Source organism: Segatella hominis (assembly GCF_004535825.1).
Taxonomy (GTDB): domain Bacteria; phylum Bacteroidota; class Bacteroidia; order Bacteroidales; family Bacteroidaceae; genus Prevotella; species Prevotella hominis.
In genome coordinates, this window is sequence record NZ_SGVY01000006.1 from 80713 (window position 1) to 94533 (window position 13821).

Consider the following 13821-nt stretch of genomic DNA (forward strand, 5'->3'; position numbering starts at 1 on the left):
CTAGTTTGCTTTCTCGTAAGTTAATCTAACTTTTTTGTCTGGAGTATCATCTTCCAAAGGATATTCTACAACCATCTTCTTGCTGTTGACAGAAATGACATCAAAGACATCTTCCTCATACCCTCTGTTGTCAAAAATAGTTAGTTTGTTACCTTTAATTGTATAGGTGCTATTGTAGCTACTTTCTACCCATGAACCTTGAAATTGGTAATAATAAGAATAGCGGCAAGTCATGTCGCTCTTAAATGTAATGGCCTCATATTCATCATCTCCAAGCGTAATATCTTTATCAACCTGCTTGTAAACGTCATCTCCACTAGTCTCCATACCACTTCCTATGTACTCCCATCCAGAAACATGAGTAGGAATCCATCGTCCTCCCACGATATTCTCCTTGATAGACTTTTGAGAAGGAGCATCGTCATCATCAGATGAAGAACAAGCGGTGAAAGACACCATTGCCAACAAGGCGAAGAGAATCGCCATCAAAGAAAAATGTAACTTTTTCATGAGTTTCTGCCCGTCATGCCGGTAGCTAAGCTTTTGAATGTTATTAAATTAGTGAATATTTGCTAGTTGTATTTGCGAAAGCCATCGTTCTCTACATAACACCTACGGATACAAAACACGTGGACGAAAACTTGTCCACATTGCAGCCGTAGGAAAAGCTGAGAAAAACGACAAGTAACGTCCACGCTATAGCGGACGTCTACTAACTGTCGGCTTTTCTATTGCTTTTATTGAAGTTTCCTACGTTCCAATGTGCATGACCGAATAGCAAACGCTAATTTAACCATCAAAAAAATCAGAAGTCATCCCCTATTGGAGAATCATTCCGAATGCAAAGGTAATGAATATTTTTGAAATACCAATATTTTTTCCTTATTTTTTGTTTTTCTCTGAATTTATGATTAACTTTGTGCCGAGATTATCACATAATAATAGAGAATAATGGCAATGGATAAACATATATTTAATGAGGAACAACTTAAGCGGGCTGAGGGTATCATAAGAAATCCTTTGGCAAAGCTATCGAGTCTTTCTTCTTCCGAATTAAGAGATTTGGCGGTGGTATGGTGTTATTACTCAGGTAAGATAGAGGGCAATACCTATACATACGTGGAGACGGAGACGCTCTTGAAGGATGGCATCACGCCCGAAAAGCGATACGAGGATGCCAAAATGCTGAAGAATCTGCATAATACTTTCGTAGGAGAATTAGAATATATCCATAAGGGAAAGAACCAAGAGCAGATAGATGAGCGCACGCTCTTCCGCATCCATTCCACCATCAGCGACGGTTTGGTATCTACCGAGGAGCGAGGGCAACTTCGTGACCGTGCCGTGAGAATTAGCGGTACGGAATATATTCCGCCTAAAAATCGTGAGGACATCATGCAGAAATTAGGAATGATACTCTTTGAGCAAGAGCAATATCAGAACCCTTTGGAGAGAGCCGTCTTCTTGCATTGCAATGTGGCGAGAATTCAGCCATTCATTGATGGCAACAAGCGAACTTCCCGAATGCTAGAGAGTGTGGTGATGATGAATGCCGACCTCATCCCAGTCTATTCTGCCAAAGATGCCAATATTCTGCATTATCGTAGAGGTTTGATAGCATTCTATGAAACAGGAGATTATACCCAATATGCAGATTATTTCTTGGGGAGATTAGAAGAAAGATTAAAAGAAATAGAATAAATGATACCACACGGCATGACGAAAACTCACTGCCCATCACATGTTGTGCGACCGCATATCAGCTGCTGGACATGCGCACAACAGGTGTTGGGCGAGCGCTCAACAGCTGATGTGCGATTAACGAACCTTAATTCTTTGGAGACACAACCTTATTCTTCTGACTTTTTCTATTCATATTTTCAAAAACTCCCATTTGTTCTTTCCTGTGCTTCTATCGGTTCTTTCATTGCCAACAAAGCATTCATAAATACACACGCGAGCGTACATTATATATAACATACCACCGAAAAACAGACACTTCATACCATACATTCGTCTATCCCATACCATACGTTTGGTATGAGCTTTACTCCCATCGTGGTAGTATTTTTACACCCCATGTGGTATTGCCCAAGTCACGAAAACGCAGTACCTTTGCACCCAGAAAATAATAATAATAAAAGACATAGATTATGGACAATAAGACTATCAAACATCTCAAGGAACTGGAGGCAGAATCTATCTACGTGCTCCGCGAAGTAGCTGCCCAGTTCGAGCGTCCAGTCATCCTCTTTTCGGGTGGCAAGGATTCTATCGTGATTACATATCTTGCTTACAAAGCTTTCTATCCGGCAAAGATTCCATTCCCGTTGTTGCACATCGACACAGGACATAACTTCGAGGAAACCATCCAGTATCGTGATGAACTGGCGAAGAAACTCGGAGCCGAACTCATCGTGGGCAGCGTGCAGGAAAGCATCGACAAGGGAAGAGTGAAGGAGGAAACGGGTTATTATGCATCCCGCAACAAGTTGCAGACCACTACCCTGCTCGATACCCTGGAGGAATATAAATTCGATGCAGCCATCGGTGGTGCACGAAGAGATGAGGAAAAAGCCCGTGCCAAGGAACGTTTCTTCAGTCATCGTGATGAATTCGGACAATGGAACCCGAAGAACCAGCGCCCTGAGCTCTGGAACATCTTCAACGGCAGAAAGAACATGGGCGAACACTTCCGTGTGTTCCCTATCTCCAACTGGACCGAGATGGATGTATGGCAGTATATCTTCCTGGAGAACATCCCAATGCCTTCGCTCTACTTCACCCACGAAAGAGAGGTATTCAACCGTGACGGACAATGGCTCGCAGCCCTGCCTTGCATCAAGCGCAAGCCTACAGAGGAAGTGGTAAAGAAGCTGGTTCGCTGCCGCACCATCGGCGACATCACCTGCACCGGACTCACGGAATCAAAAGCTACAACTGTAGCGGATATCATCGACGAAATTGCTTCTACCCGTGTTACTGAACGTGGAGGAAGAGCCGATGACAAGCGAAGTGAAACGGCAATGGAAGACCGCAAGAAGGCGGGATACTTCTAATTTAATGAGAAATGAGAAATGTGAAATGAGCATAGCAAGCATATAGTGCAAACAACTCAACATTTAACACTTAAGATTTAAAAAGCATGGACAGAGGTTATTTAGATATGGAGCTGCTCCGCTTCTCTACTGCGGGTAGCGTGGACGATGGAAAGAGTACATTGATAGGAAGATTGCTTTATGATAGCAAGTCGATATTCGAAGACCAGTTGGAGGCGGTGGAAGCGGCAAGTAAAAGCCGTGGTAATGAAGAGGTGAACTTAGCTTTGCTCACGGATGGTCTCCGTGCTGAGCGCGAACAGGGCATCACCATCGATGTGGCTTACCGCTATTTCGCTACACCGAAACGCAAGTTTATCATCGCTGATACTCCGGGACATATTCAGTATACCCGCAACATGGTGACGGGTGCAAGTACTGCCGACCTGAGCATCATTCTCATCGATGCACGACATGGTGTATTGGAGCAGACAGTACGTCACAGCTATATTTCTTCGCTTCTCGGAATACCTCATATTCTGGTGGCTATCAACAAGATGGACCTGGTTGATTTCAGTGAAGATGTATATAACAAGATTATCGCAGACTATAAGAAGATGTCTGAGACTCTCAATATCAAGAACGTGGTATTTATCCCTATCAGCGCCAAGGATGGAGATAATGTAGTCAACAAGAGTGAAAAGACGCCTTGGTATGACGGTCCAACACTTCTGAACTACCTGGAGACCGTTCCGGTAGGTCATAAGACGGTGAGTGATTTCTTCCGCTTCCCTGTACAGTATGTGATTCGTCCTATCAGCAGCCAGTTCCCAGACTATCGTGGTTATGCAGGTAGAGTAAGCGGCGGCATCATTCGTCCGGGTGACAAAATCAGAGTTCTTCCTTCAGGTACAGAAAGTACCATCAAGAGCATCGACTTTGTAGAGGAGCATTTAGAGGAAGCTTATTCACCAATGAGCGTAACGCTGACCCTGAATGATGACATCGACATTTCTCGTGGAGATACGATTGTGAAGGCAGACGAAAAACAGCCAAGTATCGAACAGGATATTACGCTGGATGTTTGCTGGTTCAACGAGCGCCCAGCTGCCGTAAGGAATAAATATGTAATCCGTCAGGCTACTTTCGAAACACAGGGTTTGATACGCAGCATCAACTACCGCCGCAATATCAATACTTTGGAAAAGGAAGAGGGAGTAAGTGAATTGAAGATGAATGACATCGCCGAAATCACTATCCACACCGCCAACCCATTGGTATTCGACCCATATCAGGCGAACAAGGTGACGGGAAGCCTCATCTTCATCGATCCTGATACCAACGAGACTGTGGGAGCGGGACTTATTAAGTAATGAGAAATGAAAAATGAGAAATGAGAAATGATCAAAGCAATATAGAGTCTCTCGTACCAGAGCTCAATAAGAAATTCAGCGATGCGCCTGCCGAGGATATTGTCGGTTATTTCCTTCAGGCATTCAAAGGGCGCATCGCTCTTTCTTCTTCTCTCAGCATAGAAGATCAGACGCTTACCGACATCATCGTGAAGACAGATAAAACTGCACGCATCTTCACACTTGATACTGGTCGCCTTTTCCCGGAAACTTACCAGCTCATCGACAAGACCAACATGACGTATGGCATCAATCTGGAGGTATTCTTCCCCAACTATGAGGCAGTACAACAGATGGTGAAAGAAGAAGGTATAAATCTGTTTTATAACTCCATAGAAAGTCGCCACCGCTGTTGCCAGGTGAGAAAACTGGAACCTCTCAAACGGGCAATGAAAGGACTGGATGTTTGGATCTGTGGACTGAGAAAGCAGCAGAGCGTGACCAGAAAGAACATGCAGGTAGTAGAATGGGATGACATTCACAACCTCATCAAAGTAAACCCACTCATCAACTGGTCTGAAGAAGACGTTGAACAGTATGTAAAGAAGCACCATGTGCCTTATAACAAGCTGCAGGACAAAGGTTTTCCGAGCATTGGTTGCCAACCTTGTACAAGGGCTATTAAGCCTGGCGAGGATATCCGTGCAGGCAGATGGTGGTGGGAATCTCCAGAGCACAGGGAGTGTGGACTTCATCAGAGAAGCTAAGAGTGAAGTGAAGAACGAAGAGCTTTTTAAGCGAAGAGTGAAGAGTGAAGAAACAACGTTCGACGGACGAAGTGAAAGTCAATTCAAATGTTTTTAAGAAAGGAATGAGCATGAAGAATTTGATCATCAATATTTTGGAAGCTGCAGTATTTCTACTGCTGGGATTGGGCGTTAGTCTGCTCAAATAATTCTTGAAAAATAAAAAGAGTATGGAATATAGAATTGCAAAGGATAAGATTGCAGGACAAGTGATGTTCATCATGACCATTGCCTCCATATTACTGGTGATAGCCATGACGATAGGGTTGTTCATCAAATCGGAACCGATATTGAGCCAGTATCATCTGTGGGACCTGCTCACGGAAAGCAACTGGCGACCGATGGAAGGGAAATTTGGTTTTCTGCCATTCCTTGCTGGTACCTTCTGGTGCACAGTACTCGCCATGATTATTGCCTTACCGATATCACTTTTCATGGCTATATATCTTACGGAATATGCCCATCGAAGGATTAGGAAATACGTTTATCCCCTACTCGACATTCTCGCTGGTTTACCTTCGGTCATCTATGGTGTCTGGGGATCCTTGCTGATAGTACCTTTCATTTCAAAATATGTAGCTCCTCTCTTCATTGATTTTTCTTCGGGATATACGGTGCTTGCAGGAGGTATCGTATTAGGAGTCATGGTTATTCCCCTCTTAGTAAGTCTGTTCATGGAGATTTTCGATAACATATCGAAAGAACTGCGTGAAGCTTCGCTCTCTTTAGGTGCTACGCAATGGCAAACCATCAAATACGTGGTTCTGAGAAAAGCCAGACCGGGAATGATTGCAGCCATCGTACTGGCCTTGAGCCGTACGCTCGGAGAAACGATTGCAGTTCTCATGGTCTGCGGCAATCTTGCCATCGTACCAGAAAGTCTGCTCGATGCCTGCTATCCGATTCCGGCACTTATCGCCAATAATTATGGTGAAATGCTTTCAGTTCCGCTCTACGACAGTGCTCTGATGTTTGCAGCCTTCCTGCTTTTCTTCGTAGTGGTCATCCTGAATCTCTGTTCAAGAATCGTGCTTTTAAAGGTAAAAGGGTAAAAAGGTAAAAAGGTAAAAAGGTAAAAGGACAAAAGGCTTATGAAATACTTGGAAGAAAAAATCGTGAAAATTTTGATGCTTCTGTCGATTGGCATTGTCGCTTTCTTCGTACTGAGCGTTCTCTGGACCATCTTCAGACGAGGATTTCCGGTACTCTCCTGGGAAATGGTGAGTCAATTACCAAGCGGAGGGTTCTATCTGGGCGGTAAGGGAGGTTTTCTCAATGCCATCGTGGGAAGTCTTTATATCGTAGGAGGTTCTACCATTGTCGGACTGCTCATCGCCCTACCTGTAGTATTCTATATGAACGTGTATCTGAAACCGAATTCCAAATTCGGTTATGCTGCCCGTCTGGCTTACGACACTCTCTTTGGAATACCAAGTATCGTATATGGCTCGTTTGCCTTCACCATCATGGTATGGTTGGGAATCAGAGCCTCGCTGGGCGGTGGAATTTTGGTAACTACCCTGCTGATAGTACCTATCCTGATTCGTTCGATGGACGAAGTCGCCAAGACCATTCCACAGGAGATTCTGGACAGTTCCTACAGTTTAGGAGCCACACGCATAGAAACCATCGGCGTCGTATTGCGACAGATTGCTCCAGCCATCGCTACCGCTACTCTTTTGAGCATCGGAAGAGCCATTGGAGACTGTGCCGGTGTGATGTTTACGGCAGGCTTTTCAGACCATATCCCTCATGGTCTCAACCAGCAAGCCGCAACGCTACCACTAAGCGTATTTTTCCAGTTGAGTGCTCCACAGGAAGATGTACAGAACAGAGCCTATGCTGCAGCCGTGGTGCTCACCATCATCGTTTTGATATTGAGCTTCGGCGGCCGTTTCATCATGAGTCATTTCTCGAAGAATAAAATATAATATTTGCGCACGCAGTTTTTTCTTCTCACTAAATATTTTTATGTCCCACAGATTTCACAGATTTTTGACTTTTTCAAAGACCGAACAGGTCTCCAAATCTGTGTAAATCCGTGAAATCTGTGGGACATAAAAAAGAAGGTGTGTCAAAAGTGGGAAATCCACTTCAGGCACACCTTTTTCCTTTTCCATTGAATATAGAATCCTATACCTTATTTCCCTCTTTCGGGAAAACCACGGTAGGCTTGAAAGTCTTAGCCTCCTCAAAGTCCATGATGGCATAGGCAATGATGATAACCGTATCACCCACCTGAACCTTGCGGGCAGCAGCACCGTTCAAACAGATGCAACCACTGCCACGCTCACCCTTGATGATGTAGGTTTCCAAGCGTTCGCCATTATTATTATCTACAATCTGAACTTTTTCTCCAGCAATCAGTCCGGCAGCATCCATCAGATCCTCATCGATGGTAATACTTCCCATGTAGTTGAGATTGGCTTCCGTAACAGTCACGCAATGGAGTTTACTCTTCAATACTTCGATTTGCATATCTCGATTCGTTTATCTTTATCAAACTGACTAAATTATATAGAGCTAAATGATACTGTTTCTATCGTCAGGAATTACCCCTTGTACTTGATATGGTCGATCAGGCGTATAGGGGTCTTTCCGCAATACACCGTAATACAACCTACAACATAGGCAGAGTCATCCCATGAAGCAACATCCTGCAAGGTATCACCATCCACAATCTCGAAATACTCCACTTCAAGACCATCCACGGCATTGATATCCTCAACCACCTTGTCGTGAGTTTCCTTGACAGTATGAGTCTTTGCGAACTCCACACTCGCCTTGAGAGCCTTGAAGATAGAAGGAGCAATAGCACGCTCATCAGCAGAGAGCAAGGTATTTCTACTACTCTTCGCAAGACCATCCTCATCACGAATGATAGGACACTCTACGATTTTGACATCACTACCGATGTACTTGACGAGTTGCTTGATGACTGCAATTTGCTGCCAATCCTTCTCACCGAAATAAGCACGAGTAGGACGAACGATATAGAACAAACGGCTAACTACCTGGCATACGCCATTGAAATGTCCAGGACGCTTAGCGCCCTCCATGACGGTAGAAACCGGTGGAAACTCAAAATGGCGCTCATCAGGGATTGGATACATTTCCTCAACTGATGGAGCAAATACATAATCAGCACCACAAGCCTCAAGAAGCTTGCAGTCAGCATCGAGTGTACGAGGATAGCGATCCAGGTCACCCTGATCATTAAACTGAGTAGGATTCAAGAAAACTGATACCACAGTAACACCGTTTTCCTTAACACTACGCTTAACCAAAGAGGCATGACCCTCATGAAGCGCACCCATAGTTGGCACTAAGCCGATTTCCTTTCCCTCCTTGCGAACATTGAAAAGTTCATTCTGGAGGTCAACAATCTTATTGAATACTTTCATCGTTTAAATCTGTTTTCAGGGTGCAAAATAACAACTAATTTCTGAAATAACAAAAAAATATCATAAAAATATGCCTTTTAGGGCATTGATTTCTTTGTTTTCCCTAATTTTTTCGCTAATTTCAACTTTTTTTTGTAACTTTGCACCTAATTCGAGAAGAATAAATTAATAATTATGGCAAAGAAAGTATTATTCATCAATCAGGAGATTAATCCATACGTAGCTGAAAGCCGCATGTCTGTCATGGGAAGAGAGTTGCCTCAGAAAATGCAGGAGGCAAGTTTCGAAATTCGAACATTCATGCCAAAATGGGGCATCATCAATGAGCGACGTGGTCAACTACATGAGGTTATTCGCCTTTCTGGCATGAATCTCATTATCGACGATACGGATCATCCACTGATTATCAAGGTTGCCTCTATTCCGACAACCCGTCAGCAAATCTATTTCATCGACAACGATGATTACTTCAACAACCGCCAAATGGGTGCGGACGAAAATGGCGTGGAATACACCGATAATGGTGAGCGTGCTATTTTCTATGCAAGAGGCGTATTGGAGACTGTCAAGAAACTACGTTGGCAGCCTGATGTAATCGTTTGTCAGGGATGGATGAGTGCTGTGGTACCTCTCTATATCAAAACTGCCTACGCAGAAGAACCTTCATTCGCAAACTCTAAGGTTATCATCTCTCTTTACAACAACGAACTGAAGGGAGAGTTAGGCACCAACTTTAAGCAGTGCGTAGATTTCCGCGATGCGAAAGCAGAACTTCTGGATGGTTACAAGAACGACTTTGACTTCGTAGAACTCGGCAAACTGGCCATCGACTATTCAGATGGTGTGGTAGAAGGTGAAGAGGGCGTAAACCCTATCCTTCTGGAATATGCCAAGGAGAAAGAAAAGCCTATGCTGGGATTCACTGGCAACGACTTCGAAGAACCATATACAAACTTCATCAATGAGGTTTGTCCTGACGAAGAATAAAAGTTTATTCTGCAATATTCTGTTCCCTGTAAAGGGGTTTTAAAAAACAAAATTAGAAATGAAGTTTTTCAAATATACAGCATTGATAATGGCAGCCTTTTCCATGGTTGCCTGTGATGACACTACCGACATGATTGGTTCGTCTATCACTAATAATGTGGATAAACTCACCGTTACGGATGCGACATACAATGTAATTACCAATTCATTGGCTGCAGGGTCCGTTTTAAGTAAAACAAATAATGGTATTATTGGTAAAGTAAAGGATCCTGAAACAAAAGCTTATCTGGAAGCCGACTATATGGCTCAGTTAGCTCCGCTTTCTTCATTCGACATCGATACTCTAAAATATATCAAGGATGCCAACAATGGTGTACTCAAAGCTGATTCCTGCTTCCTCCTCGTGAGCTATCAGAGCACATACGGAGACACCCTCGCACCGATGAAGGTTACTGCATACGAAATGACCAAAGCGATGTCTGAGGACAGAAATTACTATTCTGATTACGACCCGATGGCTGAAGGATATGTGAGCAAGGACAATTTACATTCCAGCGCTACATACACCCTATCCAAATCAAAGGGCTATTTCAAGATTTATTTCAACAAGCCTTTTACGAAAAATGGGGTACAGTATGACAACTATGGTACATACATCATGCAGAACTACGAGAAGCATCCAGAATACTTCAAGAGCAATTATGAGTTCATGAAGAATATCTGTCCTGGTTTCTACATCAAGCATGAAGGCGGTATCGGTAACGTAGCTGACATCTGGAATACTGAGCTCCAGTTCTACTGGACCCGAAAGAAGACCGTCAAGGCTTCTGATGGTGTAACAGACAGTACTGTTGTTTCATCCGGTTTCAACCGCTTTGATGGTACAGAAGAGGTCCTTCAGACGAATAGAATCACCAATGACCAGGATAGAATCAACGAATTGGCTACAGATGAAAGTTGCACATACTTGAAGTCTCCTGCGGGCATCTTCACGGAGGTTACTCTCCCTGTAGAAGATATCATCAAAGATCATGAGAAGGATACGCTGAATACAGCAACGGTTATGTTCCCAAGAATCAACAATGTGGATGAAAACAATGCATATAATTTTGATACTCCACAGACGGTTCTCTTACTGCCAAAAGACAGTTTGAAGTCTTTCTTTGAGAATGGTGACATTATAGACAATAGAACATCCTTCTACGCTACATACAATACCATCAACAAGAACACTTATACGTTCAGCAATATCAGTAACTTGATTACTGCCATGTATAAGAACAAGGGTAAGAGCGAGAATTGGAACAAGGCGGTACTCGTACCTATCACCATTACTACAGTAACAGAGAACTCATCTACCGTTATCAGTAAGATGACACACTGTATGAGTTTGACCTCTACCAGACTGGTAAAGGGAACTGATGTATATGAGACCAAAGATGGCAAGCGTGTTCCCGCAGGACCTATTCAGATCAAAGTCATCTATAGCAAGTTTAAAGAGAATTAATCAAGATGGAAGACAATTTCCTGGAGCGTCATCGGGAGGACTACGAAAAGCGAAAAGCTGCATGGCTTCGCAAGAAAAAACGCTTTCCTGTGATTAAAGGCGGAAGGGTTATTCCTGAGAAACCAGAGGATGAGGCTCTATAAATAACGTAGTTTTAATAAACTCTATCATATTAAAAAGCGAAAGAAATAGGATGAGAATCTTATTTCTTTCGCTTTTTTAATAAGAACATCAACTCATTTCAACTGACAACAGTAAACTTAGCAAACTTCAACAAGAGTTGCTTACGACCAGAATTAACAAATTCTACGGTAGCCTTTGCATTCTCTCCAGAACCTTCTAATTTCACCACAGTTCCCACACCAAAACGCTGGTGTTCTATCTTGACTCCTTCCTGTAATCCTCCAAAAGAAGAATTCGTTCCGGAAACAGGTGTATCCTTCCCCATAATCCTGCGAGCAGCATTTACAGCTCTTACAGACTTGAAGTTTCCTTCATTGAGTGACGAAGATTTCGGTTCAGATCTATAACTGTCAGAACGAGGGGCAGATTTCGGTTCAGACTTATAGCCCTGAGAACCGAATGATGGCTTTGGATCCGGCATAAATTGGGATACCACAGATTTCTGTCTACGCTGACCTCTCAGATACTCCGGTTCGTCATCATCCTGCTCCCATCTTGACCTGCGGGTTCTGGAATAATCATCCCGATCCCACGGCATTCTTCCGCCATAACCACTATCCATTCCACTCGATTCACCTTCAGTCTGAACCAATCGAGAATCAATCTCATCAATGAAACGGCTTGGATTATCAAACTCCATCTTTCCATAGCGGAAACGGTTTTTGGCATTGGTCAGGACACAGCGCTTCTCTGCACGTGTAATAGCCACATAAAGCAGACGACGCTCTTCCTCAAGTTCACGTAAAGAAACTGCAGAAATAGGACTTGGGAAAATATTTTCCTCCAGACCGACAACAAAGACGGTTGGGAATTCCAGACCCTTGGCAGCATGAACAGTCATCAGAGAAACACGGGGAGCATCATCATCTCCCTTACTATCCAGGTCGGTCAACAGGGCTACATCCTGCAGATAATCAGTCAGAAAGATCTCTTCTGCCCTATCCTCTTCCTTGCGTTCCTCCACAAATGTCTGCATACCACTCAAGAACTCCTCCAAGTTTTCCTGACGGGCAATATTGTCTGCGTCCTTACCGCCATTAAAGATTTCTGCACTGATACCACTTTCCTTGATAATAGCCTCACCAAGTTCATAGACATCCACCTGATTAGCTCGTTCAATAAAGCTACTGATAAGAAGATGGAATTTATCCAACTTAGTAAGCGTACTCTTGTTGACAGCTAATCCATAATGTTCGGGAGAAGAAATGATTTCCCACAAACTGACCTCCTGACTGCGGGCACAATCTATCACCTTATTGACAGTAGTAGCACCAATACCGCGAGTAGGATAATTGATGATACGCTTGAAAGCCTCCTCATCATCAGGATTAGCCACCAGACGGAAATAAGCAATGATATCCTTGATTTCCTTGCGCTGATAGAAACTCAATCCACCATAAATCCGGTAAGGGATACCCTGCTTGCGGAATTCTTCCTCAAAACTACGGCTCTGCGCATTCGTACGGTAAAGGATGGCAAAATCACTATACTCGCAGTCATCCATGCGCTTGAAACGCTTGATGTCTTTGCTGACAATCAATGCCTCCTCCTTATCGCTATAGGCAGGCTGGTAGAGAAGCTTTTCTCCCTCTGCATTTTCACTATACACATCCTTAGGAATCTGATTACGATTGTGCTTAATCAGACTGTTTGCGGCATTGACAATAGTTTGGGTAGAGCGGTAGTTCTGTTCCAGCTTGAAAAGTTTGGCATCATCGAAATGGCGTCTGAAATTCAGGATATTATCAATATTAGCACCACGGAAACTATAGATACTCTGCGAATCATCACCCACCGCACAGACACGCTGCTTTTCCTTACAAAGTTGCATCACGATATTCATCTGAACCTGATTGGTATCCTGATACTCATCCACAAGAATGAAATCAAAGCGGTCAGCATATTTTCTTCTGATATCCTCATGATCACGGAACAACTGGAAGGTAAGGGTAAGCAAATCATCAAAGTCCATTGCGTTAGCCTGCTTACAACGCTGAACATAAGCAGCAAAAATCTTCCCCACCTCAGGCATCTTCTCATGCAAATCACGCTGGAGGAGTTCACCATTGGCAGTATATTCATCCGGTCCCATCAACTGATTTTTTGCCATCGAAATCTTATGATGTACGACAGCAGGCTTATAAATCTTATCATCCAACCCCATCTCTTTGACAATAGCCTTGAGCAAGGAGCGAGAATCGGTCTCGTCATAAATAGTGAAATTATTATTGAAGCCAAGATGAGACGCTTCTGCGCGCAAAATACGTGAAAAGATACTGTGGAATGTACCCATATACAGATGGGCAGCCAAATCGCCTCCCATCAGTCTATCAATACGTTCCCTCATCTCACGAGCAGCCTTGTTGGTAAAGGTTAAAGCCATGATATTCCAAGGTTTCAATCCCATTTCCAACAGATAAGCAATCTTGTAAGTAAGAACACGTGTTTTACCAGATCCTGCACCGGCAATCACCAGCGAAGGACCGTCTATATATTCCACAGCCTGACGCTGCGCCTCATTCAAGTCGTTCAATAAATCCATAA

At 43.5% G+C, this 13821-nt stretch carries 13 protein-coding genes; 9 read left to right on the forward strand and 4 right to left on the reverse strand.

All coding sequences use genetic code 11. The annotated features are described in order from the left end of the window. Entirely contained in the window at positions 1–510 is a 510-nt protein-coding gene (locus EXN75_RS03635) for a lipocalin-like domain-containing protein (RefSeq protein WP_134842809.1), read from the reverse strand. Between the two features lie 447 nt (positions 511–957). On the opposite strand from EXN75_RS03635, the gene EXN75_RS03640 reads away from it, so the two are divergent. The 6 genes from EXN75_RS03640 to EXN75_RS03665 all read left to right on the forward strand — a co-directional run bounded on the left by EXN75_RS03640 (position 958) and on the right by EXN75_RS03665 (position 7127). Further along, complete coding sequence (locus tag EXN75_RS03640) at positions 958–1701, forward strand: Fic family protein (protein WP_408005918.1); 744 nt, start codon at positions 958–960, stop codon at positions 1699–1701. 449 nt (positions 1702–2150) lie between these two features. Next, complete coding sequence (gene cysD / locus EXN75_RS03645) at positions 2151–3059, forward strand: sulfate adenylyltransferase subunit CysD (protein ID WP_371318253.1); 909 nt, start codon at positions 2151–2153, stop codon at positions 3057–3059. 86 nt (positions 3060–3145) lie between these two features. Then, positions 3146–4411, forward strand: coding sequence for a sulfate adenylyltransferase subunit 1 (locus tag EXN75_RS03650; protein ID WP_223176144.1), 1266 nt, complete (start codon positions 3146–3148; stop codon positions 4409–4411). Positions 4412–4431: 20 nt separating this feature from the next. After that, on the forward strand, positions 4432–5157 hold the full coding sequence (locus tag EXN75_RS03655) for a phosphoadenylyl-sulfate reductase (protein ID WP_134842812.1): 726 nt from the start codon (positions 4432–4434) through the stop codon (positions 5155–5157). A gap of 209 nt (positions 5158–5366) precedes the next feature. Next, positions 5367–6248, forward strand: coding sequence for a phosphate ABC transporter permease subunit PstC (gene pstC, locus EXN75_RS03660; RefSeq protein WP_134842813.1), 882 nt, complete (start codon positions 5367–5369; stop codon positions 6246–6248). Between the two features lie 39 nt (positions 6249–6287). Continuing rightward, entirely contained in the window at positions 6288–7127 is an 840-nt protein-coding gene (locus EXN75_RS03665; RefSeq protein WP_134842814.1) for a PstA family ABC transporter permease, read from the forward strand. Positions 7128–7329: 202 nt separating this feature from the next. On the opposite strand, the gene panD is transcribed toward EXN75_RS03665, so the two are convergent. Together panD and panC are read right to left on the reverse strand one after the other, a co-directional pair. Continuing rightward, the gene (gene panD / locus EXN75_RS03670; RefSeq protein ID WP_022110374.1) at positions 7330–7674 is read right to left on the reverse strand and encodes an aspartate 1-decarboxylase; all 345 of its coding nucleotides are present in this window, start codon (positions 7672–7674) and stop codon (positions 7330–7332) included. 74 nt (positions 7675–7748) lie between these two features. Further along, complete coding sequence (gene panC / locus EXN75_RS03675; RefSeq protein WP_134842815.1) at positions 7749–8600, reverse strand: pantoate--beta-alanine ligase; 852 nt, start codon at positions 8598–8600, stop codon at positions 7749–7751. Positions 8601–8774: 174 nt separating this feature from the next. Here panC and EXN75_RS03680 point away from each other — a divergent pair, with 174 nt between their 5' ends. Genes EXN75_RS03680 through EXN75_RS03690 form a run of 3 tightly spaced genes read left to right on the forward strand, consistent with a single transcriptional unit; the run spans position 8775 to position 11237 of the window. Then, positions 8775–9587 carry a glycogen/starch synthase gene (locus EXN75_RS03680; protein ID WP_118119152.1) on the forward strand — a complete coding sequence of 271 codons (813 nt, stop codon included), beginning with the start codon at positions 8775–8777 and terminating at the stop codon, positions 9585–9587. A gap of 58 nt (positions 9588–9645) precedes the next feature. Then, a complete protein-coding gene (locus tag EXN75_RS03685; protein ID WP_134842816.1) occupies positions 9646–11094 on the forward strand; it encodes a DUF4270 domain-containing protein in 1449 nt (482 codons plus the stop codon). Between the two features lie 5 nt (positions 11095–11099). Continuing rightward, positions 11100–11237: a dehydrogenase gene (locus EXN75_RS03690; protein ID WP_134842817.1), complete on the forward strand. Its 138-nt coding sequence runs from the start codon at positions 11100–11102 to the stop codon at positions 11235–11237. A gap of 98 nt (positions 11238–11335) precedes the next feature. Here EXN75_RS03690 and EXN75_RS03695 read toward each other — a convergent pair whose 3' ends face one another. Continuing rightward, a complete protein-coding gene (locus EXN75_RS03695) occupies positions 11336–13819 on the reverse strand; it encodes an ATP-dependent helicase (RefSeq protein WP_134842818.1) in 2484 nt (827 codons plus the stop codon). Positions 13820–13821 lie beyond the last annotated feature (2 nt).

Excerpts from the sequence above, each read along its gene's own strand:
- EXN75_RS03665 (WP_134842814.1), top strand. The coding sequence starts at position 6,288 with ATGAAATACTTGGAAGAAAAAATCGTGAAAATTTTGATGCTTCTGTCG.
- EXN75_RS03680 (WP_118119152.1), top strand. The coding sequence starts at position 8,775 with ATGGCAAAGAAAGTATTATTCATCAATCAGGAGATTAATCCATACGTA.
- EXN75_RS03635 (WP_134842809.1), bottom strand. The coding sequence starts at position 510 with ATGAAAAAGTTACATTTTTCTTTGATGGCGATTCTCTTCGCCTTGTTG.
- EXN75_RS03640 (WP_408005918.1), top strand. The coding sequence starts at position 958 with ATGGATAAACATATATTTAATGAGGAACAACTTAAGCGGGCTGAGGGT.
- EXN75_RS03655 (WP_134842812.1), top strand. The coding sequence starts at position 4,432 with ATGAGAAATGATCAAAGCAATATAGAGTCTCTCGTACCAGAGCTCAAT.
- pstC (WP_134842813.1), top strand. The coding sequence starts at position 5,367 with ATGGAATATAGAATTGCAAAGGATAAGATTGCAGGACAAGTGATGTTC.
- EXN75_RS03690 (WP_134842817.1), top strand. The coding sequence starts at position 11,100 with ATGGAAGACAATTTCCTGGAGCGTCATCGGGAGGACTACGAAAAGCGA.
- EXN75_RS03685 (WP_134842816.1), top strand. The coding sequence starts at position 9,646 with ATGAAGTTTTTCAAATATACAGCATTGATAATGGCAGCCTTTTCCATG.
- panC (WP_134842815.1), bottom strand. The coding sequence starts at position 8,600 with ATGAAAGTATTCAATAAGATTGTTGACCTCCAGAATGAACTTTTCAAT.
- EXN75_RS03650 (WP_223176144.1), top strand. The coding sequence starts at position 3,146 with ATGGACAGAGGTTATTTAGATATGGAGCTGCTCCGCTTCTCTACTGCG.
- EXN75_RS03695 (WP_134842818.1), bottom strand. The coding sequence starts at position 13,819 with ATGGATTTATTGAACGACTTGAATGAGGCGCAGCGTCAGGCTGTGGAA.
- panD (WP_022110374.1), bottom strand. The coding sequence starts at position 7,674 with ATGCAAATCGAAGTATTGAAGAGTAAACTCCATTGCGTGACTGTTACG.